At 67.7% G+C, this 21,502-nt stretch carries 16 protein-coding genes and 1 pseudogene; 5 read left to right on the top strand and 12 right to left on the bottom strand.

From position 1 onward, the window contains the following. Positions 1–36 precede the first annotated feature (36 nt). Positions 37–468, bottom strand: coding sequence for a hypothetical protein (locus WME73_RS39290; protein ID WP_437743791.1), 432 nt, complete (start codon positions 466–468; stop codon positions 37–39). Positions 469–1,045: 577 nt separating this feature from the next. Beyond that, entirely contained in the window at positions 1,046–1,321 is a 276-nt protein-coding gene (locus WME73_RS39285; RefSeq protein WP_437912946.1) for a ParB N-terminal domain-containing protein, read from the bottom strand. A 668-nt stretch (positions 1,322–1,989) separates the two neighbouring features. Between WME73_RS39285 and WME73_RS39280 the strand changes: the two genes are divergently transcribed. After that, entirely contained in the window at positions 1,990–2,691 is a 702-nt protein-coding gene (locus tag WME73_RS39280; RefSeq protein ID WP_437917492.1) for an ATP-binding protein, read from the top strand. 263 nt (positions 2,692–2,954) lie between these two features. Here the strand turns inward: WME73_RS39280 and WME73_RS39275 are convergent, their stop codons facing one another. From WME73_RS39275 to WME73_RS39235, 9 genes are all read right to left on the bottom strand, one after another. Next, positions 2,955–3,578, bottom strand: a complete 624-nt coding sequence (locus WME73_RS39275; RefSeq protein WP_437912945.1) for a hypothetical protein — start codon at positions 3,576–3,578, stop codon at positions 2,955–2,957. Between the two features lie 809 nt (positions 3,579–4,387). After that, positions 4,388–6,859: a protein-glutamine glutaminase family protein gene (locus WME73_RS39270; RefSeq protein WP_437912944.1), complete on the bottom strand. Its 2,472-nt coding sequence runs from the start codon at positions 6,857–6,859 to the stop codon at positions 4,388–4,390. Between the two features lie 615 nt (positions 6,860–7,474). After that, positions 7,475–8,059, bottom strand: coding sequence for a hypothetical protein (locus WME73_RS39265; protein WP_437912943.1), 585 nt, complete (start codon positions 8,057–8,059; stop codon positions 7,475–7,477). Between the two features lie 161 nt (positions 8,060–8,220). Next, positions 8,221–8,370: a hypothetical protein gene (locus WME73_RS39260; RefSeq protein WP_437912942.1), complete on the bottom strand. Its 150-nt coding sequence runs from the start codon at positions 8,368–8,370 to the stop codon at positions 8,221–8,223. Positions 8,371–8,927: 557 nt separating this feature from the next. Beyond that, on the bottom strand, positions 8,928–9,374 hold the full coding sequence (locus WME73_RS39255) for a hypothetical protein (protein ID WP_437912941.1): 447 nt from the start codon (positions 9,372–9,374) through the stop codon (positions 8,928–8,930). A gap of 6 nt (positions 9,375–9,380) precedes the next feature. Beyond that, a complete protein-coding gene (gene ltrA / locus WME73_RS39250) occupies positions 9,381–10,970 on the bottom strand; it encodes a group II intron reverse transcriptase/maturase (RefSeq protein ID WP_437912940.1) in 1,590 nt (529 codons plus the stop codon). 485 nt (positions 10,971–11,455) lie between these two features. After that, positions 11,456–11,971: an AAA family ATPase gene (locus WME73_RS39245; RefSeq protein ID WP_437912939.1), complete on the bottom strand. Its 516-nt coding sequence runs from the start codon at positions 11,969–11,971 to the stop codon at positions 11,456–11,458. Beyond that, positions 11,968–13,338: a DDE-type integrase/transposase/recombinase gene (locus WME73_RS39240; protein ID WP_437912938.1), complete on the bottom strand. Its 1,371-nt coding sequence runs from the start codon at positions 13,336–13,338 to the stop codon at positions 11,968–11,970. The genes WME73_RS39245 and WME73_RS39240 overlap by 4 nt, the downstream gene beginning before the upstream one ends. A 118-nt stretch (positions 13,339–13,456) precedes the next feature. Beyond that, on the bottom strand, positions 13,457–14,080 hold the full coding sequence (locus WME73_RS39235) for a hypothetical protein (RefSeq protein WP_437912937.1): 624 nt from the start codon (positions 14,078–14,080) through the stop codon (positions 13,457–13,459). Positions 14,081–14,523: 443 nt separating this feature from the next. Between WME73_RS39235 and WME73_RS39230 the strand changes: the two are divergent. After that, positions 14,524–15,168, top strand: a pseudogene (locus tag WME73_RS39230) (hypothetical protein); the annotation flags it as partial. 1,720 nt (positions 15,169–16,888) lie between these two features. Here the strand turns inward: WME73_RS39230 and WME73_RS39225 are convergent. Continuing rightward, positions 16,889–17,422 (bottom strand): hypothetical protein, encoded by a 534-nt coding sequence (locus WME73_RS39225; RefSeq protein ID WP_437741394.1) that lies wholly within the window; start codon positions 17,420–17,422, stop codon positions 16,889–16,891. Positions 17,423–18,131: 709 nt separating this feature from the next. On the opposite strand from WME73_RS39225, the gene WME73_RS39220 reads away from it, so the two are divergent. Genes WME73_RS39220 through WME73_RS39210 form a run of 3 tightly spaced genes read left to right on the top strand, consistent with a single transcriptional unit; the run spans position 18,132 to position 21,428 of the window. Next, positions 18,132–18,776: an RNA polymerase sigma factor gene (locus WME73_RS39220; protein WP_437912936.1), complete on the top strand. Its 645-nt coding sequence runs from the start codon at positions 18,132–18,134 to the stop codon at positions 18,774–18,776. Continuing rightward, the gene (locus WME73_RS39215) at positions 18,769–20,226 is read left to right on the top strand and encodes a tetratricopeptide repeat protein (RefSeq protein WP_437912935.1); all 1,458 of its coding nucleotides are present in this window, start codon (positions 18,769–18,771) and stop codon (positions 20,224–20,226) included. Before WME73_RS39220 ends, WME73_RS39215 begins: the two co-directional genes overlap by 8 nt. Beyond that, positions 20,223–21,428: a hypothetical protein gene (locus WME73_RS39210; RefSeq protein ID WP_437912934.1), complete on the top strand. Its 1,206-nt coding sequence runs from the start codon at positions 20,223–20,225 to the stop codon at positions 21,426–21,428. The genes WME73_RS39215 and WME73_RS39210 overlap by 4 nt, the downstream gene beginning before the upstream one ends. Positions 21,429–21,502: the final 74 nt, after the last annotated feature.

Below are 21,502 nucleotides of genomic sequence, written 5' to 3'. Positions count from 1 at the left end.
GGTCCGGCATGAGCTCGGCGAGCGGGCCGCTTGCCATCACGCAGCCCGCACGGCGCCCGCCATGACGGCGGCCTCGGGGACCTCGGCCGCAAAAGGCGCCATCGCGACGAGCGTCATCGCGGCCCGCTCGGCCCGTTGACGCAGCGTTGCAGCGAGGGGACTGGGGCGGACCGCCGCAAAGAGGCGCTCCTGGTCGATAGCGCGTAGCCAGCGCCGCACGGTCACCCAGCTGTCAGCATCGAAGCTGGCGGACCAAGGGCTGACGCGCCGCCGCACCTCGATGAGCGCTGCACCGGCGACGCCGACGAGCAGCAGGGCCAGACCGATCGCCGTCGCGGCGAAGTGCCGTCGCGGCGCGACGCCCCGCGGAACGACCGTGATCGCGGCGCTGCAGTGGCGGCATCGATAGCGGCGCGCCTCGATCGTGACGAGCCCGCCGCGCTCGCCGGCAGCCAGCGGCCCGCGCACCTGCCGCGACCGCGTTCCGTGACCCCACAGCCCCAACCCGCCCCCCAGCGGGCACCCCGCCGCGCCGCAACGGGGGCAGCGGGCTGGCCGCGCGCGCTCTACGGTGGGCGGGGAACCGAGCCAGCCTTTGACATCAAGGTCTAAATGGACGATTTGTTGAGGGCTCCGCTCTTTCAAGCGATTCGGAGCACGACGGGAGGGGGCACGCGGCCAAACGAGCTCCTCCCGTCGCCTATTTTGTGGCCGGCGCCGCGCCGATGCTCCGCTCCTGCCGCTGACCTACTCCGTTCGTTACGCCGACGGGCGACGAGTCGTGCTGGTAATTTTCGAGAGGCGAACGGAATGCACGGTCCCTCTTTTCCTGTGCTCCTGGATTCGACCGGCGTGATCGTGCTCAGGACGAGCTACGCTGAGAATTCTATCGGACTCGGCGCAATGCATGGCCGGGGAGCGCCCTGGCAGCTTGCTGCCCTCGGACACCCCCGTCATCGCACCTGATCCGCCTCGGTGATGGTGTTCTCCGGTGGGTCGAGCACCCTGCCATCAAAGAGCTGGATCGACAGGCGCACCATCGGCATCAACGACGGTGCTCAATAACAAGCAACAGCGCCTCTGCCTCGCCCAGATCCCACGCCGTCGCCCGCACCGTGTCCTGCCCGAGGCGACGAAGCAGGCGCACCCGCTTGTACCCGTCGATCACTACGTGCCGCCCCGACGAGACCGGGCTCACCACGACGATCGGCGCTTGCTGTCCGACCTCCGCGAGCGACGAGAGCAGGCGCCGCTCGCGCGCCGGGCTGCGGCCGCGAAGCTCTTCGTAGCGAAGGTCGAGCTGGTGGAACTCCAGATCCATCGGGCACCGGAGCGCCGCGGCTCGGCGGCGCGCGGCCGACGCTCGCACACCCCGGCTCGCGTCTTTTCGGCGACCCCCGGGATGTCCGCCCGTTTCTCATGAAGTATCCAGGACTTGCGCCGGCCTCTGGTCTTGCGTGGCGCCCACCAGGACTCTGCCGAATACCCCAAGGAAATCCGCTCCTTGGACCCCGAACTGGTCTTGCGCGATGTCCCAGGGAAGTCGGTCGAGCGGCGGCGGCACCCGCAGCGGCGCAGGCGGCGGCGGCGCCATCGCCGTCCGCTGCTTCAGCCGCCGCGCTACGAAGTAGTCCGGGTTGCGCTCCCGCCACGACGCCTGCGTCTTCTTCCGCCTCGCCGCCTGGCACGACGGCGACGAGCAGACCTGCTGCCGATCGCCAACGCGAGGATCAGGCTGGAACCACCGACGGCAGACCCGGCACGGTCGTGCTCGACACATCCCCCGAGCGTCGCACCCCGCCGCCCGTCACGATCCACGCGCTCACCAGCGCCTCCACCGCAAACGCGCCGGCGCCGCGCTCGACACGACCACCGTCAGCCGGGGGGTGGACCATTTTTCGCGAGCAGAGGCGGGTCAATTCTCGCGAGCGCTGAAGCCTCACGCCCACCGAAACGAAGGCCCGCCTCAAGAGCCTCGGCCTCTTTGGCCTGCTCGCATGCTGGGAGCAGCTCGCTGACAAGCCCTGGCTTGGCGAGGTGCTCGCCATCGAGGAGCGCGAGCGCCACAAGCGCAGCCTCGAACGCCGCGTCAAAAACTCCCGCGTCGCCGCCTTCAAGCCGATGACCGACTTTGACTGGTCCTGGCCCAAGAAAATCGACCGCGAGGCCGTCGACGACCTCTTCGCCCCCGGCTTCATCGCCACTGGCCACAACGCCGTGCTCGTCGGCCCCAACGGCGTTGGCAAGACCATGATCCTCAAGAACGTCGCCCACCAGGCTGTCGTCCGCGGCCACACGGTCCGCTTCTCGACCGCGAGTGACATGCTCGCCGACCTCGCCGCGCAGGATTCCTCGGCCGCGCTCGCGCGCCGGCTGCACCGCTACACGGTTCCCGCCCTTCTTTGCATCGATGAAGTCGGCTATCTCTCCTACAATAGCCGCTACGCCGACCTGCTCTTCGAGGTCGTCACCCGTCGCTACGACGCACAGAAGCCGATCTTGCTCAGCACGAACAAGGCCTTCGCCGACTGGGGCGAGGTCTTCCCGCATGCTGCCTGCGTCGTCACGCTCGTCGACCGGCTCGTGCACCGCGCCGAGGTGATCGAGATCGAGGCCGAGAGCTACCGGCTCAAGGAAGCCAAGGAGCTGAGCGCCCTCCGCACCAAGCAGCGCCGCACCAAGAAGCACTGAGCGGCCTCTTCACCGGGAAACTTCACCGGCATCGGACGCGGATTTCACCGGTGAACTTCACCGAATTCCCGCGGGTTGTCGAGATCATCTACAGGCGCGATAGATCGCGACGGTCTCGGCGTGGTCGGCGGGGCCGAGGGCCATTCGGACAGGTCCTTTCTGCGCCTTTCTGGCGCGCGGTCCTTGTCCGGGATCGGCGGCGTTTTCGGCAGGGATCCTCTCAGGTGGGCTGTATGATCGGGGCTCGTTGGGGGCAAAGGCCCTCACGCCGCATGCGCGGCGCCGAAGAAGGCGCGCTGCTCGATCGGCAGCGCCCGGGTCGCCGGGTCCGCGCTTGCCGCGAGCGATGTCGCGACGGCGGCTGTGCTCGTTCGGAGCGAGGCGGACGGGCCTGGATCGGGGGCATCCGAAAACAGACGTCGCTGTGCGACGTCGCGCGCCCACCGGCGCAGCGTGGCCCAGCCGGCGACGGCGCTGTCGCCGAAGATCTTCGCCGGGCTCACGCGCCGACGGACCTCCGCCGCCGTCGCGAGCGCCAGGCCCCAGAGCGCGAGGGCGAAGCCGATCGCGGCGGCGCTGTACACGCGAAGGCCGAGCACTCCGCGAGGAACGACGAGCAGCACAGCGCGGCAACCGAGGCAGCGGTAGCGGCGGGCGGTCACCGAGAGCACCTCGGGGGGATGGTCCGGGCTGGCGGGGCCCCAGACCTGCCGCTCGCGCCTGCCGTGGCCTTGGAGCCGGATGGCGCCGCCCAGCGGACAGCTCGCAGCGCCGCAGACGGGGCAGCGCGCAGGCCGCGCTTCGACGACCGTGGGCGGCTGCTGCTGCCAGCACTTGATGTCGATGGCGCTCTGGATAGCACTGCGACCGCTTCGATTCCTGGGCATAAGAACCGGAGCACGACGAGGAGGCTGTCCGCCAAGATCAGGTCTCCTCGTCGCCTATTTTGTGGCCGGCACCGCGCCGCTGCTCCGCTCCTGCGGTCGACCTACCCCGTCGTGAGGCAGGCGTGGGAACGACGAGGAGTGGTAATTTTCGAGCGGTGGACGGAAGGAGGGCACCCGCGTGGGAAGGGCTTCTGTGAGCCGACGCAACCGTGCTCAGAGAGGGCTGCGATGAGAATCCTGAGGGGCCGCACGCAATGCGTGCACCGCGGCGCTCCGGAGTCGTCCTCCCGGGTTGCGCACGCGGAGCGAGCACTCTCCTTGATGGCCAGCCTCTTGGTCGGACCCCCTCACCATCAAGCAGCATGCTCGGTGCGATGCGCTGCGGCATCAATGAGAGGGCGCGGTAATAACCCCCGGACCCCCGCTGCTCGGCTCCGTCTCGCGCGTCCGCGCGCGGCGTCACCGAGCCCAAGGTTTCCGTCCCGACGCTTGCAGGCTCGAGCTGCCGGCGGTCGCGACCACCAGCGGTCGTCGCGGCGTGGAGGTGCATGCTGAACGCCGACAACGTCAGCGGCGGCCGGGCCACGGGCTCGGCCGGCAGGACCAGGTGCGGGCCGGCGAGCCCCAAGGAGATGCCACAAGAGCGGCGCCTCGCATCTGTGCCGTGCCTCGCCCATGGAACGTAGCGGAAAGAAGTTCGTGCTCAGGCCGAGCGGCGGCGCCCGAGCGACCAGACGACTAAGGTCCACCGGCGCCTCGCCGGCCGCGGCGACCCCGAGGTACTCGCTGAGCTGCGAGGATGGTTCCGCTCAAGTGAGATGTTCGAATTCGTCCACCGAAGTGACGGCGCCGCCGTCGGTCACAACCGTAATTCCCGATTCACCCCACGTTCTGTCCGTGGCGGGGACGTACACTTGGGCACTGGTACGCGTGACACTCCCTGGGACGACCTGCGCTTCGAACTCCCGAAATAAAACCCTGAGGTTTGGCGCGTCGAAATACCTGCCATAGAGAGTGACGATATCTCCGACACGTCCCCGAGTGGGAAAAAACTGCGTACCTGGAGCGGCAAACTCTGGACGTGGCGGCACGGATTTAAGGATCACCAAGTCCCGCTGGGCGAGTTGCTCCGATGTCGCTGGCGTTGCGCCGGTTGGAATGGATGCGGGGTCGAACGCAATCTCGGCAATCAGGCGTCCCTGCTGATAGCGCACTAGCTCTTGTAGGGAGAGTCGGTAATGCGCCGGAAATGGACCGTCAGCCGGAAGCGGCTGGCGAGGAAACTGTGGCGCGGATTGATTGATGTCCAGCCAGCATCCGAAGTATGCGATACGCTCGGCTCCGGTCGAATCGGCGGTGAGCGTTCGGACATTCTTCGGATCGGCCTGTTCGCGCAGGGTGTTGACCTGCGAATCGACGCGCGGCGAAGCAAAGAATGGTATTGATACGAGCTGCCCGTCTTGAACCCCCAACAGTGGAATCGCAACGCCAGCCTGGCCTCCGCGCCGGTACGTCGTTGATTGGTCGTATTCCAGAGCGGATGTGAGAAAGAGCCGGAAGAAAACGCGTGCATCATTCGCGGGTAGTGAGAGGTCACGATATCGTACCTTGGCCACGGCGAAATTGAAGACGGGGACAAAAGTATCCGTCGCTGCGATCCAGACCTTGTCTGACAGTTCGAGTTTTGATGCTTGCAAATCGGTCGGAAGGTCACTCTCGAAGGTCTGTCCTGCAGTTGTCCCGCCATTGAGGTTGTCGATGACCTGTTGAATGAAGATTGGCGCATCATTCGATGTCGCACCCATTGCGACGCCAAACTTGCTATCATTCGCCTTGATTTGAAAGACACGGAGATCGGCGCTGAGGTTGGGGATAGGGCCGTCCATGAGATATGGATTGGACCGGTTGCGCAGATACACGTCAGCCTTCGCCGAGACGCGATTGATCGACGCATCCAGTTTTACAGTGGGCTCGTTCAAAAAGGCGTTCGTCCCCGTGAACCTCACCCAATACGTCCATGTGATGCGCTGACGGCGCTTCAGATATGACGGAGCCTCTAGCTTCGGCGGGCCAGAAGACCCCACGTTCATTTCAGGAAAGTGCGGGACTGGTATCACTGTCGGTGTCACAGTTGATGTGGTACTCGTGATGCCCAACTCGTCCGGTGTGCATCCGTCAACGATCACATAGAACGCGGATTCAACGGTTGCCGGACTTCCTTGCCTCAGCAGCGCATTGATTTCTCCCCTACCGAATGTGCTGCGATTGAGAATTAGGTGGCACGTCCGATCGATGATGACGAGGCACTGTTGGGCAGTTCGGCACGGATACGGAGGCGGCCCCGCGCATTTGACTTGTTCGCTGAGCGCCTTGGCCCAATGGGCCAGTTTTTCGTTGGTCTGAGTGTAGGTGCTGTCGGTCATGTCAACGCGTTCGGCCGGAAGATATATGTACTTGTCTGCGTCGCTGTGGTAAACCGTTCCGCGGTTTGCCTGCCTGCGGGTCCACTCGGCCACAGATACCGGCCTTGAGAACAAGGACGGATCAATGACCCACTCATCTTGGCCCTGTGACGTCTGGACCGTCAGGACGGGGGCAACATGCCACGCATATCCAACTTTACAGTAAGGATGATTTGGATGTGGGATATCATTAATGGGCTGGGTATAGTACATCCATATTTTTTCGGGCTCGATGCCTTCGGCTCGTATCAGGCGCGCCATCTCATGCGCTCGTGCAAAACATCCATCATCTACAAACAGGAAGGGGATACAACCTGGAGACGGAGAGCTCGGATCGCATGTGCGAGCACTGACCAGATCGAAGAGATCTTGAGCCCGTTGTGGTGTGACGACGGTGCGTAGGAGAGGTGATACGATACCACGAGGCGGCGCAGTTATCCTTGCTATCGCGGGGGTTGATGTGACATCGATAATTTCGTGTGAGAACGGAGTTTCTGTGACCCATACACCCGTCCCTGCGACACGAGACTCCTGCAATGCGGCAAGAAGATCTTGAAAGTGGGGATTGCCCCCCCGGAGATAATGCCGGGTGTGGGATTCGATCCATCGTACCTCGACGTCACCTGCGATGCCAGGTGCGACAGATGACACGGCGACCGGCATTGGCAGGAGTAGCTCGACGACAATCGTTGTGCTTGGGTCAATTTCGACGTATACCGGATGGTTTTGCTGCTTGCGGGACTCGAGATGCTTGTGCCAGTCGGCTGATTGAGTATTCCTTATGTCGAGGAGGCCATGTCGTCCGTTTTGGAATGTCACGGTTATCATATATGGATCCGTGGGCGACGAAGATAGGCTATCGACGAGTGTCGTAAATGCATTTTGGTTGTGCATTGTGCTTTTCCCGCAGGCTGTGGCTGTGGAGTGAAGGCGGCCCCTTCGATGCATGGATAAGTTATTGATATGGCATCGTTTTTCTAGGAAAGCGCGAATCGCATAGAAGAATGTTCTGTCAGCTACAGCATGGCTGTATGAGACGCGAGCAGCAGTGAGGGCTTGACTTTTCGGAAGCCGTTCGCTTGTCCTAGCCCCCACGGCCCTTCCGCTGCGCCGAGCACCCAGGCCTTCAGGGGCTCACGGTCGTCCCGACGTTCCGATTACCAGGAGCGCCCAAGGGGACCGCCGGGACCCTAGCGGCAGATGAGCGGGATACGGATCGCGTCCAGCTGCGTCGGGTAGGGGCGGCTCCCCAGGTTCAGCCGTAATCAACGTCGTTCTCGGACTGTTGATTTTGATAGTTGCAGGTGCTCCCGGCGCAGGACCGGGGCGCATGCCCTGCAATGATAACAACCTGAGCGCCGCTCCACAGACCGTCGATGACCGTGCCATACCCCGCCTCCGCCATGGCCGCTTCGGGTCCGACGAAGTGGCGGCTCAGGTGCAGGGTGCTCTCGCCACAGTGGATCCATCGGCCCGCTTCCATATGACATGGGTCACCTCATCGGTGACCACATTGTCCGGGGTTCCGGTGGCGCTGCCATGCACCACCGAGTCACCATAGGCGATGTCCGGGTGGGTCGGAGATACACAGGCGAACCGGTGCAATGTGCCATGGACCCCGCCCGGGGACCCGTCGAAGGAGATATTGAGGTCGAGGTGGACCAGGCAGCTGATGAGAAACGTTTCTCCGATGACCGCCGAGGCGGCCTCCGCTATCTGGTGTTGATCCGTGACGAGGATGCCGCTGTCCGCTTCAGCGACGCATCCAGCAGCAAGCGCCAGCACGGGAATAGAAAGTGAAGGTGTCACTCTCATCGTACTTCGCATGGTCTCCTCCCTCTCCCTCTCCCTCTCCCTCTCCCTCTCCCTCTCCCTCTCCACCTGAAGTGTCCCGAGCGCGGCCATGAGCATTGTCCAACCAAGGATATTCGTCAAGTCCCAACCTGTGGTGCAATTGCCCCGGTCGAACACGATTATGCTTCGGTCGATTGGCTGTGAGCACGAGCCGGTCTTTCTCATGGAGGCTTGCCGACAGCACTTTGCCGGAGGCCTCCGGGGCGCTTCGGCACGCATCCACTACGCGCAGGCGATCTCAGAAGAGCCCGCGGGCGCTGGCGAGCGGCAAGGCTCCGGCAGCGAGTCCACGCGAGCGGCGGGCCCGACGTTCGGTCTAAGCTTGCTCACCGCTCCGGTGCCACCGGCAGCCCGACCAGGCGACTGATCGCCTCGTGAACGACCCGAGCCCTCACCTCATCCCCGAGGGCGACGGCGCGGCTCAGGGTGCTGGTGAGTGAGGCGACCACGGCCGCCCGAGGCGACGGATCGGTCACGGCGAGCTCCCCAGGCCCGGGGCTTGACAGTCGGGCCCGGGTTGGGGCCATGCCTCCCGAGGGGGTGCGATCCGTCGATTGCGGTAGGGACGGCCCTTCACCTTGTGGGCTCGGGCCGCCCCCCGCGCGGATCCCAGCGAGCGGCACTACCGCACTGGGCTCTTGTCTCGGGTTCTGACGCGGAAGCGCTCTTCTGGCCAGGGATGCAGAATGCGTACAGGGGGGATCCAGCGCTGCCCGAGTCGCTGCATTCGTGCCCAGGTGGTGCGGTCACGCTGACTTCGGCGGCGGAGCGCGCGATGCCAGTGACGGGTTGTTGACGCTCAGGCTGATTGATGGCGTTGCGCGCCGTCTGGTTGATGGCCATCACGAGCCTGCGCGGGCGAGGTCGAGGAGGGCGATGGCCATCACCCGCCGGCACGGGCCGCGCCGCTGGGCGATGGCCATCTCCGGCGCACGGGGGCGCTCAACGCGCGATGGCCATCGCGTCGGATGACCCGTAGGCGCCGACGGCGCGATGGCTGCCGGCGCCTGCCACGCGTGAGCGTAGACGCCGTTCAGTCGGCGTCACTCCTGACGTCGCCGATCACCCGGGCCATGACGTCCCGCTCGACGAGCTTCTTTTTCCGCCGAGCCGACTCGCGCAGCGCGGCGGTGGCCACGCGGTCGATCTCGCGCAGGCTCGAGCCGGCGGCCTCGTGCAGCGAGGTCAGCGCCTCGGAGGTAAAGAGATCGCGATCGCAGCCGGCACGGCCGAGCCGCAGGCGGACATACTCGCTCGTATCGTCCGCCGTCATCGGTCCGATCGACAGGCGCCGGTCGATCCGCGAGTACAGGGAGCGGTTCTTGCGCAGCTCAAGCCGGTCCTTGAGGTCGGGCAGCCCCACCAGAATCAGACTCAGCAGCGCCCGGCTGTCCCATTCGTAGGTGGGTGGGCGGCCGGCGCCGTGTCTGGCTTGCGCCAGATCGGTCTCCGGCCGCCCCCCTCCGAACCCGGCGTGCACCTTTCGTTATGCACCGGGCTCTCTATCGACGTTTGTAGCGAAGTACGGCGCGTGCATCCACCCCAGCTTGTATTGCTCAACAGTGAGCTGGGAGGTCTCGAAGAGGGTAACCTCTCCGTCCTTCCAGCGCACGCATCGGCCACCTGGCTTTCGCCAGCCGTAGCGTCTGGCGAGGCGCTTCAGGGAGAGCCGATGCTTCTTCGTGAGCCAGCGGGCGACCGTCCACCAGACATAGTGGTCGAGGAAGTTGAACACCTTCTTCGCACCCCAAGCATGCCGGTAGAAGTTCGCCCAGCCTCGCAGCATGGGGTTGAGCTTCCGGAGTTGCTTGCTCAACGACTGGTTCTTCGTGGAGTTCGAGAACAGCCGCTTCACGCGCTCCCGGAAGAGCTTGCTGCGTTCCTTCGGAACGAGGCTGGCGCTCACCATCCGGCGGTGGCCGGGATGTCGCCGTACCAGGATATGGTGGCCCAGGAAGCGCATGGGTCTCGTGACCGGGGTCACGAGCGTTTTCGCTTCCGACAGCTCCAATCCTAACTCGTTCTTCAGGAAGGCGGCCAGCGCAGACTTCTCCTCGTTTGCATATCGCTCGGAGTCCGCTTGTTGCTGCGGGCCGGGCGGTGCGCCGACGAGAAGGATGAAGTCATCCGCATACCGAATAGGGACGAACACCGGGAGACCGCGCCGCCTGTCGGTGGTACGTCTCTCGTTGGCCCGCCGTGTAATCGTCTCCGGATCGGTGCGAAGCGTCGGCGTGCGGCGTGGCCACACGTGTCGCTCGTACCGTTCCTCGATCACGCTGAGCGCGATGTTCGCGAGGAGGGGAGACAGGATCCCACCTTGGGGGGTGCCTGCCTCCATCCGGGAGAATTGCTCCTCGGACAGGACGCCCGCCTTCAGGAAGGCGCTCACCAACCGATTCACCTTGAGATCGCCAATGCGCCGGCGCACCCGGTTCATCAGCGCGTGATGGTTGATGTTGTCGAAGCACCCCTTTATATCTCCCTCAATGGCCCATTGGTATGGAAGCCGATTCACAGCCTTGCCCTGTTCGCGGATAGGCCGGGGACGCAGAAGCATCCGGAGATGCTCCAGCGCTCCATGGACACCGCGCCCAGGGCGGAAGCCGTATGAGACGGGGAAGAAGTCCGCCTCAAAGATCGGCTCGAGGATGCTCTTCAACGCTGCCTGCACGACACGATCCTGGACGGTGGGGATGCCCAGCGGACGGTATTTACCAGGCTGACCTGTCTTCGGGATGAGCACCCGACGCACTGGACTCGGCCGGTAGGTTCGGCACCTCAACTCCTCCCGCAGTTTCTGCGCGAAGAACTCCGCGCCGATGTCCCGGATGAGGCTCCCCATCGTGATTCCGTCTACGCCCGCCGTGCGGCTCCCACGGTTGCGAGCCACGCGGTGAAGGGCGCATCGCAACGTGCGAGGATCGACAATGAACCCCCACAGCTTGCGAAATACGTAATCCGGATCTTCTCTACTTCGCCGGTGTAGCTCACGTTGTACGCTCCGGAGCCAGTCCTGATCGGACTGAGATGCCGCATACACGGCTTTCCCCGGCGCAGCGTGAGCCGTCCCCATCGACTGCCCCCCTTCGCCTTGTACGCGGATTTCCCGCGCTCCGACTACTACGGGGGCTCCGCCCCTCGTCCGAGACATGGCCGGACCTGTCGGCTTGCCAACGCTTGCGGCGCTGGCGCCCGGATCGAGGTTCCCGTGTTCACTGATACAACCCGTGGTGCGGTAGGTGGTCGGCTTTGCCCCTGGCAGCGCGGACCGGTCTCCCGTTCGAGGCTGGGAGCCGGCGTGCCCAGGCTGGGCACACCCAGTCGTTTCCAACTGACAACCAGGCTCTGGCTGCAAACCCGCGCGAGGCGGGGCATCCTTCCGTACAGAGGGTTCCAACACCGACTTCGATTTGCCTGAACGATCGTTCATGCGGCTCTCACCGTGGCACCTTCGGTCACCGGCCTCGGTCGCCAATGGCTCCCTGCGCCGGCTCTTTACGCCGCTCGGCTGTTGCAGGCCTCCGGTCCAGTCCCCGGAGACGTTCGCGGCGCCCTTCTTCACCCAGCTCGACCCAGGTGAGGGGGACCCCTTGTGGTCCCCGGTCGTATCAGCGCCTCACGGCGCACATTTGCCAAGATGTGAAGATGGTCCAACGTGTCCTGATGAAGTAGGTGCGCCTCGTCGAGCAGAAAGACCGGGTGAATCCGTTCTTGTCCGAGGTTCTCGACGTGCGCGCTGATCGCGTAGAAGACGGCGGCCGCGGTCGCAGCAGGGGTCAGGCCGAGGGCCTGGCAGAGCTGCCGGTAGAAGTCGCGGCGTCCGAGCGTGGCGTTGTGGCAGTAGGTCAGGCGGAATCCGGCCTGCGGCAAGCGATGGCGCAGCGCGCGCAGCACGCACGTCTTGCCGGCGCCCGGCTCGCCGACGAGCAGCACCTGGGAGCGCTCGTGGACCGCGTCGCACAGCTCCTCGACGAGCTCATGTTTCGAGGGCGGCAGCCAGAGGTCGCTGTCCGGGATCTCCTTGGAGAAGGGCGACTCGGAGAGCCCGAAGAATCGGATGAAAGACTCGCTCATCGAGCACCTCCCTCGGAGCTGTCGTCGGGATCCGAGGCCTCCGGCCTTTCGCTTCCAGCCCGCAGCAGCGCCCTCGTCGGAGCGAAGTCGGTGGGGCGGCTCGGCCCTTGTGAGAGCGGACCGCCGCGTGGCGGCCGCCGGCGCCGCGCGTTCTTCGCCGGATCGAGGAGGCGGAGCGGCAGGCGCTTGCCCTCGTGCTCGACCCACGGGGTCGCGTCCGGGGCGACGTGACAATGAGCGACCGTGACGAGCTGGCCAGCCAGGTAGCCCTGATCGAGCTCCCACGCTTCGCCGTCGATGGAGATCACATTGTCGCTGGACACGCGCCGCCGGCTGCGTTCTGTCAGCGCGGCGCGCAGCGCCCGCTCCTCGACCGCGCCCTCGCCGGCGGGCTTTTGCGCGTACAGCTTCGAGGGGCTCTTGCCCATCAGCCCGGCGTGCGGTGCCGCGTGATAACGCCGTTCGAGGAAGGCCTTGAGCCGTGCGTCGATGTCCTTGAGCGACGCGACCTCGCCGAGGAAGCTCAGGCACCCCTCGCGCAACGTCCGCCAGAAGCGCTCCATCTTGCCGCGCGCCTGCGGGTCATAGGGCTTCGCATGCAGCAGGGTGATACCGAGTCGCGAGCACGCCGTCCGGAGGACTTCGCCCCGGTAGGTGGAGCCATTGTCCAGGTAAAGGGCATCCGGTTTGCCGTGGCGGCGAAGCGCGTCCACGAGCAGCCCGAGCATGTCGACCTCCCTCTCGGTCGAGTGCGCCTCGAGCGCGACGACGTAGCGAGAGGCATCGTCGAGCAAGCCATGGATGCGGACAGGCACCGTCCGACCGCCCATCTTGCACTGCGGCAGGTGGCAGACGTCACCGTGCCAGAGCGCTCCGGGCCGCTCGGCCTGCCAGCGCAGCCGTGTGCTCGGCTGTTGTTCCGAGCGAGCCGCCCGACGCGACAGACCCGCCGCCGCATACAACCGTCGCACTGTCGGCTCCGAGACCTGGCCCGGATCGATGCGCCCCTCGTCGACGAGGGTGCTCAGGATGAGCGACACCGATGCCGCGGGATGCTCGCGCCGGATGTCGAGCAAGAGCTCGCGCAGCTCGGCGCGCAGCTCCTGCGCGAAGCCGCGATCGGAGCGCGGCTCGGGACGAAGGCCGGCGAGGCCTGTGGCGCGGTACGCGTACAGCCAGCGCTCGAGCGTGGGGACCGAATAGGTGCGCGTGCTGTCGGCGCCCGGCGGCCGGAACCGCTGGGCGCTCAAGGCGCGCAGCTCGGCGGCGAGCCGTCCGCGGCCGAGCTCGCGGTGCATGACGGGGCCGATGACCGAAGCGCGAAAGATCGCGACGGCCTCGGCGTGATCGGCAGGTCCGAGATCCATATCGAAGGGTCCTTTCTGCGCCCTGCGGCGCGGGGCCCTTGTGCGCCACCGAGGCTCGTCGAGGGAGGGATCCTCTCGGGTGGGCCTTGTTCTCTGGGCTCGTCGCTGACAGCCGCCCTCACGCTGCGTGCGCGGCGCCGAGGAACGCTCGGTGCTCCAGCGCTTCGCCCCGGGAGGTCGGATCCGCGTAGGCGGCGAGCGAGGCCGCCGCGCTCGCTGCCACGCGGCGCAGCATCGCGCCGGGATCAGACGACGGCAGTGCGGCAAAGAGGCGTCGATGCGCGACGTCGCGCGTCCAGCGGCGGAGCGTGGCCCAGCCGGTGAAGGCCGTGGCGCCCAGGATCGTCTGCGGGCTGATCCGCCGGCGCACCTCGCGGGCGGTCGCCAGCACGAGCCCGTAGAGCGCAAGAGCGAAGCCGATCGCCGCGGCGCTGTAGTGCCGCCGCGGCAGCAGCTCGCGTGGACCGACGAGGATCACCGCCCCGCAGGGCAGGCAGCGGTAGCGGCGCAGCTGGAGCACGAGAAGAACGGCGGGCGCGTTCGGGCCGGCCGGGCCACGCACCTGCCGCTCGCGAAGGCCATGGCCGTGGAGGCCAAGAGGTCCCCCGACGGGCTGGCTCGCCGCTCCGCACGCAGGGCAGCGAGCGGGGCGCACCGCCTCGACCGTGGGCACCTGCTGCTGCCAGCTCTTGATATCGAGCGCGCTGTGGACGAGACTGTGACCGCTTCGATTCCTCGACACGCGAACCGGAGCACGACGAGGAGGTTGTCCGCCAAGACTGGGCCTCCTCGTCGCCTTTTGTGGCTGGCACCGCGCCGATGCTCCGCTCCCACTCCGCGGCCGCTCCTACACCCGTGGGCGGCGGGAAAAGCGACGATGAGCATGACAATTTCGGTCGGCACGAAGCAATGCCTCTCGGCGTGGCGAGCCCGGGCGGCGACGCGGACGTCCGCGTTCCCCATGATCTGAGAAAAAGCGCAGGGAGGAGCAGACGGCGTGAGAATTTGAGATAGGTCACGGGAATGCATCCGGCGGGCACGAGGAGGCGCCCCTGCACTCACGGTGGACGATGCCTCGTGCGGGGATGCGTACCCTCCTCCATCAAGGAGCTTGAGCGAGATGTCGGCCTGAAGCCTTATTGAGGCTGGGCGCTAACACCAGGGATCGACTGCGAGCCAGGGCTCCACGGGAACAATGGCGCGTTGGGGACGGTCGGTATCCCCGGCGACGGCATCGGGCGCATCCGCGAGACGGGATGGGAGGCCGATTGGGCAGGCGACGGTACCAGAGGCATGCCGGGCCAAGGCGGCGGCGGGGGCGGTGGCCGTCGAGGCGGCCTCGCCGCGTGCGGCGTGGCCTCGAAGGGAGGCGCCGGCGGCGGCTCCGGAGGCGCCGGCGGCTGCGGTGGGCGAGGCGGCCGAGGGGGCGAGAACGGCCACCCGACGATCGGGATCGTCGCGCTCCACGCCAACCTGACGGTGCGCGACACCGTGATCGAGACACTCGCCGCGGGGCCGGGTGGCGACGGCGGGCCACCCGAGCAAGGGGGCAAAGGCGGTCGAGGCGCATCGGGCGGCGCCGTGGGCGACGGCACGTGGTCCTGTCAGGGCGGCAACGGCGGCCGAGGGGGCGACGGCGGCTACGGCGGCCCCGGGCGCGGCGGCGACTCGATCGGCATCGCCTACCTCGACGAGGACCAGCTCACGCTCGAGGGGGTCACCTACACTCTCGGACCGCCTGGTAAGGGCGGCGTGAGCTGGGATTGGTCTGGCGACGAGATCACGGGGGAGGACGGCATCCAGGTCGAGACGCAACGCTTCCCTGAATAGGATCACGGCACATCAGGCGAACCCTGTGAACGGTGTGAGCGGCATACGCCTCGGGCGATCCGCCATAGCGTGATCGCCGTAACATCCGCCGTGGCGACCGAGGCAGCCGCGGAACTCGGCCAGACGGACGCGCGTGTGGGCGCAGGCGTCATTCCTCCTCCTGCGTAGCGCGATCTTAAAGTCGCTGGACGCGCTGGTGAGGTGTGCCGCCGTCCACCACGACCCAAGGAGCCAGCGGATCGTACGCTGTGACACCCCACACCGGCAGCGGCGCTCCTTGAGCGATTTCAGCAAGACCATGCCGCTTTATTTCATCGCCGACAGCCGTCAACCTATAGCGAGCCTCCAGCATAGGTCCTCTGTCCGTCCTATAGGGGACACTCTCCAGCGCGGCCTCGGCCCCTCGGTGCTCGGCCCACTGACGCAGCCGCATGGCGAGAAAGCAATCGCCGATGCGCATCCCCCAACCAGCGCGCAGCTCTTCGCCAGCCGATGAACGGTGCATAAATACGTCCACGGGCGTCAACCAGTCTTGTCCGAGACACGCGAACAGGAGCTCGTCAACCCAAGATAAAGTGAGCGTCCTACCGTCCACTCGAGGGAAGAATGCCGCCTGGTGGGTGCCCAGCTCTGCGAGATCGTTCGGTACTCGATCTGCGCGCCTCCCCTCGATGGACAGGATCGGAGACCGACCGGATACCTTTCGCCACGAGCGCGCCATGTGCTGGACGCGCGTCCGAGATAGAGCGAGTGCGTCGTCCAGACCGCGGCGCGCGTCAGCTGGCTTCACGTGGACGAATCCACGGCCAAACCCATCCTCCGGCGCATCTCCCACGACGATGATGTCGAGATCCGGGTGCTCGGGCCAATCGCCGAGCCTCCACGCGCAGAGCGCCCACAGCATCAGCCTGTCCCTCCACAACCCGGACGTCCACACGACGACTCTCTGTCGCGATTTCAACGCGTTGACAACATCATGAAACCGCGAACAAAATCGTGTCCTTTCCCGCCCTCGAAGTTTCCAATAATCGCTCCGCCTCTCACAATGGACTTCGGGGTCGGACGCGCACGGCCCTTCCAGCACGTTATCGCCCACGAAACGCACAGGAAGGCGAAGCCCGCGCCGGATCGCTCTCCGAATATCCTCATTTGAAGTGACGTGAATCGTCATTGGGGCCTCAGAGCAAACACTTTTTGCAATCTCGCGATGGAGGATCCCCGGACTCGCATCGTCTACTGCAGGTCTTACACTTCGTCTCGCCTGGGTCTCCTGACCCTGGTCTTGCACAAGACCACGGGCCGTGGTTGACGCAATCCTGATACTTCTCATCGCAGCTGCGATTGCTTGCTTGCTCGCAACCGTCTCGACAGTTCTTATATCTAGCGTACGCGCTATCCCGACAAGCTGTCCGCTGCGCCTCGCCCTCGTTCTTTCCACACTGTATATTGTCAGACTCGTAGTCCGTCTCGCATTTCTCCTCACACGGTGTCTGGCTCGCGATGTTGCAGACTGGAGGAGAAGGCGGATCCATGTCCTGCGTCTCCAGCGGTACGGGCCCGATGCCGCCGGCCCCTGTCTGGCCGAACCCGTAGCCGCCCGCCCCTGTCGCGGTGATGATGATCCCGCCGGCGCCGCTTTCGCCCTCACTCCGGAGGTAGCAATCCCCGACATCGAAGTTGCACCCCGCAAGACCGAGAAATCCAACGGCCAACACCTTGTTCATTTCGACTCTCCCCCGAATCTCCAGATAGGCCCAGCGGTCACCATCACGACCCCGCTTCCAGGAAGAACACGGCTGCTCCCGCCGGCCCAGTCCACGTTGAGGCTCGTGGATACCCCCAGACGTCCAGCGAAATACCAGTCGGACTGTGCGCGCCCGCCTGGAGCAAGCCCCATTACGCGGTTACAGAGCACGGCACCGCATACCGGCATCGAGTAGAGCGACAGGGCTGGACCAAGGCTGACGTTGCCCGTCTTCGTGACGTATCCAACGGTAACCGCCGTTCGATCGTAAACTCCTACACGTGCCCCCGGAATGATGCTGAGCATGTTGTGGACTTCGATCCGGAAGTCCCGCTCTTTTCGCCAGAGCCAGCCAGCGAAGGGGCTCACGGCCAGCTTGGGTTCGGTCCCGACCTGGATCCCACCCACGCTCACGCCACCGCTGAACTCGAGTGCCTGCGCCGACGCCGGAACAAGGACGAGCGCGCATGCGCAGAGCAGGCCGACGTTGCCGTGTGCGCACATGGACATGGCGGAAGCCCTGGCCAGCTCGCGACGCGCGCTGTGGGGCACGAACGATTTTCCTGGGCGTGTGGCGCGGGCGTCAACGAGAAACGCTGCGGTGCAACCGCAGTGGATGGGGGTCGACCCGTCCCGGGTGTGCGCCGGTGCGCAAGGCGGCTACGCGGCTGGAGTGTTCGTTAACCGAAATGGTTGGCGAACGGCCCTCGCGGTAAATTCGCAGCGCCGCGACTATTCCGCTTGACTATGGCGGCCGCACCGTGCTGCCCGACATGCGCTTCGACCTCCACGACCGCAGCGGCGGAGAGGAGCCGAGCTCGTGCCCGCGCGCCTCGTCGCTGGTGCCTCTCCTGTACTCGGCCAGATGGAGGACGTCGCCACGCTCGCCCTGTGCCAGCGTCGCTCCTGCACTCGCCAGGTGGAGAGCCACTGCACCGAGCTGGCCGACGTTCACCTCGACATCTGCGACGGCGCTGAGCGTGCCCAAGTGGACGACGGCGGCCCTCCGAGTTCGTGCCCGGGGATCTCGACGTCGGCTAGGCGTGGCGCGGCCCCCCGACCGACGCCCGCGCCGCGGCGAGGGCCTCCCCCCTCGATGCCGCCTGTCCCGTTCCCGTCGAGAGATCCGGAGCGCCCTTCGCGAGCTGCGCGCGGCGTTCGCCCCCCGTCGCTTTTGTGAGCCACCCGGACCCCCTCGCGACCACCTAGTCCAGTTCCCGTGGTCTTGCCCAGCGCAGCCCTCGCCCCCCGGCTTACCCTCGTCCGCCCGAGCCCCCTGGCCGGCCTGGACGACGCCGGCCTCGCCCGCGCGGCTGCCGAGGGCCAGCCAGGCGCCGCCGGCGCCGTCTGGGACCGCTACGGCGCCCTGGTGCACGGCCTGCTCCGCCGCGTGCTCGGGCCGGGGGGCGACGTCGAGGACCACGCCCAGGAGACGTTCCTGCAGTTCTTCCGGGAGGTGAAGAACCTGCGGGATCCCGCGGCGCTGCGGCCGTTCCTCCTCGGCATCGCCGTGCGCGTCGCGCGGTCGGCGCTGCGGCGCCGGCGGCTCCGGCGCTGGTTCTCGCTCACCGACAGCGGCGCGCTGCCGGACGAGCCGGCCGAGGGCGTCGACGAGGGCGCGCGCGAGGCGGTCGCGCGGCTCTACGCGCTGCTCGACAGGCTGGACGACAGGGCGCGGCTCCTCTTCGTGCTGCGCCACATCGAGGGGCTGGAGCTCGCGGAGACCGCGCAGGCGAGCGGGATGTCCCTGGCCACGGCCAAGCGCCACCTGGCCAAGGTGACCGCGCGGGTCCACGCGATGGCCGAGCGGGATCCGCTCCTCGCGGCGTACGTTGAGCCCGCGGAGGAGGCGAGCGATGGCTGATCCGAAGCCCGGAGTTCCGCCGGAGGTCGCCCTGCGGCGGCTTGCGGCGCTGGCGCGCGAGGCGGGGGCGGCCTCGCCGGCGGACCGCGCGCTCGCCCGCGGCCGCGCGCGGCTGATCGACGAGGTCGAGCGCTCCGTGTTGCCGCTCGCGCCGCGGCGGCGCTGGCTCCTGCCAGCGGCGCTGGCGCCGCTGCTCGTGATCCTGGGCCTCTGGGCGCTGCGCCCGGCGGCGCGCCTGTCGTACCAGGTCGACGGTGTCGCGCCGGGAGACCGCGCCGACGGCGCGGCGCTCGCGGACACCTACGTGCGCGGGGGGACCAGCGGGGCGACGGCGCGCTTCAGCGAGGGGACGACCGTCCGCTTCGCGCCGGGGGCTCGCGGGCGCGTCACCGCCGTGACGGCGCGCGGCGCGCAGATCCACATCGAGGGCGGCGCCGCGCACTTCCGGGTCGCGCACCTGCCCGAGGCCGAGTGGGTCGCGGCGGCAGGGCCGTTCACCGTCAGGGTGACGGGCACGGAGTTCGACCTGAGCTGGGAGCGTGAGCGGCTCGAGCTGACCATGCAGAGCGGCTCGGTCGCGGTCCGCGGCCCGCTCGCCTCGGGCGGCGTCGCGCTCCAGGGAGGCCAGCGCCTGGTCGCCGACGTGGTCCGCGGCGAGCTCACGATCGCGGACCTGGGCGCCGCCGGCGCGCGCACGCCGGAAGGCGGCGAGTCGCGCGACGTCGGCGCGCCGGCGAGGACCGACGTGTTGGAGGACGCCGGGGCGCCGGCCCAGATGGGCATGCTGGAGGACGCCGGGGCGCCGGCAGAGACGGGCGGGGCCGCCGCGGCGGGAGCGGCGGCAGCGGCGGGAGCGCCGGCAGCGGCGGGAGCGCCGGTAGCGGCGGGTGCGACGGCCGCGGCGGGTGCGACAGTCACGACCGATCCGATGGCGGCGCTCGCGCCAGCTTCGGCTGCGGTCCGTGTGCCCGCGGCGCCTGCGCCCGCCTCGGGGAGCTGCAGCGAGCATGTCGCCCGCGGCGACTTCGCCGGGGCGATCGCGGTGGCGGAGGCGCGGGGCATCGACGCGACGATCGCGGCGAGCCCGCTCCCGGAGATCGCCGCGCTGGCCGACGCCGCGCGCTACACGGGGCGGAACGACCTCGCGCGGCGCGCGTTGCTCGCCGAGCGCGCGCGCTTCCCCGGCTCGCCCGAGGCGCGCTCGGCGGCGTTCCTCCTCGGTCGCATGGCGGAGGCGGGCTCGCCCGCGGCGGCCATCGACTGGTACGATCGGTACCTCGCCGAGTCGCCGGCCGGCTCGCTGGCCGCCGAGGCGCTCGGGCGGAAGATGATCGTGCTGCGCGCCTCCCAGGGCGACGGCGCGGCCCGGCCGATCGCCGAGCAGTACCTCGCGCGCCACCCGCACGGGGCATTCGCGGCCGCCGCGGCGGAGATCCTGCGCCGCCCATGAGGCGCAGCGGGTTCGGGGTCGTCCTTGCGCTGTGCGCCGCGCTCTTCGTGTCCCGGGGGGCGAGCGCCGCGGCGGAGATCGGCGTGATCGTGGTGCGCGCGCCGCACGCCGGGAAGGTCGTCGAGGAGGCCACGGTGCGCCTCGAGGGCGAGCTGCGCGCCGTGGGCTTCTCGGTACGCTCCCTGGAGGGCGCGCCGGGCGTCGACGGGCGCGCGCAGGTCGAGGGCGCGGGCGGCGTGTTCGCGGCCATCGCCATCCTCGAGACCGACGGCGGGGCCGTCGCCGACGCGTGGATCGCGGATCACGCGACGAAGGAGACGCTGGTCCGCCGCGTGGAGCTCGGCGTCCCCGGCGCCACCAACGCGGCGAGCGATCTCGCCGTGCGGTCGGCGGAGCTGCTCCGGGCCAGCCTGCTCGAGCTGAGCGGCGAGCAGCGGCGCGAGCTGCCCGAGCGGGTGGCGCAATGGATCGCCGACGCGGCCGCGCCGGCGGGGCGCGAGGAGGCCATCGCGCTCGACGCGGCGCCGCTGCAGCCGCGAGCGGCGGTCGCGCCCGCCGAGCGATCCACGGCGGCGCGTGGGCCGGCCGCGCCTCCGGGCGGATCCCGGGCGGCGCGCGGGTCGGCCGCGCCCGGGCGACCGGACCCCGGGAGCGCCGCGCCCCGGGCGCCCACGGCGCCCACGTCCGACGAGCGCCGGCTGAGCGTCGAGGCGGGGCTCGCGGCGCTCGCCGGCGACGTCGGGATCGTCCCCGGGCCCTACTTCCGTGTGGGGTACGATCTGACGGCGAGCGTCTCGCTGCGCGGGACCCTCGTGCCGGTCGTCGTGGCCAGGAACCTCGACGCTCCCGGCGGGCGCGTGGCGCTGCGGCAGACCGCGGCCATGATCGGCCTGGCGTACGCCGCCGGCCCCGAGGCATGGCGGATCCATCCGGTGATCTCGCTCGGCGCGGGCGTCTACCATGTGACGGTCGCCGGCCGGGCGAACCCTCCTTATCGCGACCGGCGTCAGAGCTGGCTCACCGCCGGCGTCTCCGCAGGGGGCGGCGTCGACGTCCGCGTCTTACCGTACCTCGCCGTCCACGCGGCGCTCGACGTCTTCGTGCTCGCAAGAGAGCCTGTCTTCACCATCGCTGGTGCGGAGGTGGGCCGCACGGGGCGCCCGGCGCTGCTCCCGAGCCTCGGCCTGCGGGTGAGCTTCTGAGTCGCCGGATGGTTCTGAATCGTTGATTTTGGTGAGCCACGGAGAGGAGCTCGCGCCCACTTACCAGAGCGAGG

Source organism: Sorangium sp. So ce302 (genome assembly GCF_051530145.1).
Taxonomy (GTDB): domain Bacteria; phylum Myxococcota_A; class Polyangia; order Polyangiales; family Polyangiaceae; genus Sorangium; species Sorangium cellulosum_B.
This window is presented reverse-complemented; position numbering and strand designations above follow the sequence as displayed.

What these genes read in the sequence shown, in the direction of transcription:
- WME73_RS39245 (WP_437912939.1), bottom strand. Translation starts at nt 11,971, where the DNA reads ATGAGCGAGTCTTTCATCCGATTCTTCGGGCTCTCCGAGTCGCCCTTC.
- WME73_RS39215 (WP_437912935.1), top strand. Translation starts at nt 18,769, where the DNA reads ATGGCTGATCCGAAGCCCGGAGTTCCGCCGGAGGTCGCCCTGCGGCGG.
- WME73_RS39275 (WP_437912945.1), bottom strand. Translation starts at nt 3,578, where the DNA reads ATGCCCAGGAATCGAAGCGGTCGCAGTGCTATCCAGAGCGCCATCGAC.
- WME73_RS39210 (WP_437912934.1), top strand. Translation starts at nt 20,223, where the DNA reads ATGAGGCGCAGCGGGTTCGGGGTCGTCCTTGCGCTGTGCGCCGCGCTC.
- WME73_RS39285 (WP_437912946.1), bottom strand. Translation starts at nt 1,321, where the DNA reads ATGGATCTGGAGTTCCACCAGCTCGACCTTCGCTACGAAGAGCTTCGC.
- WME73_RS39225 (WP_437741394.1), bottom strand. Translation starts at nt 17,422, where the DNA reads ATGTCCATGTGCGCACACGGCAACGTCGGCCTGCTCTGCGCATGCGCG.
- WME73_RS39240 (WP_437912938.1), bottom strand. Translation starts at nt 13,338, where the DNA reads ATGGATCTCGGACCTGCCGATCACGCCGAGGCCGTCGCGATCTTTCGC.
- WME73_RS39265 (WP_437912943.1), bottom strand. Translation starts at nt 8,059, where the DNA reads ATGAGAAAGACCGGCTCGTGCTCACAGCCAATCGACCGAAGCATAATC.
- ltrA (WP_437912940.1), bottom strand. Translation starts at nt 10,970, where the DNA reads ATGGGGACGGCTCACGCTGCGCCGGGGAAAGCCGTGTATGCGGCATCT.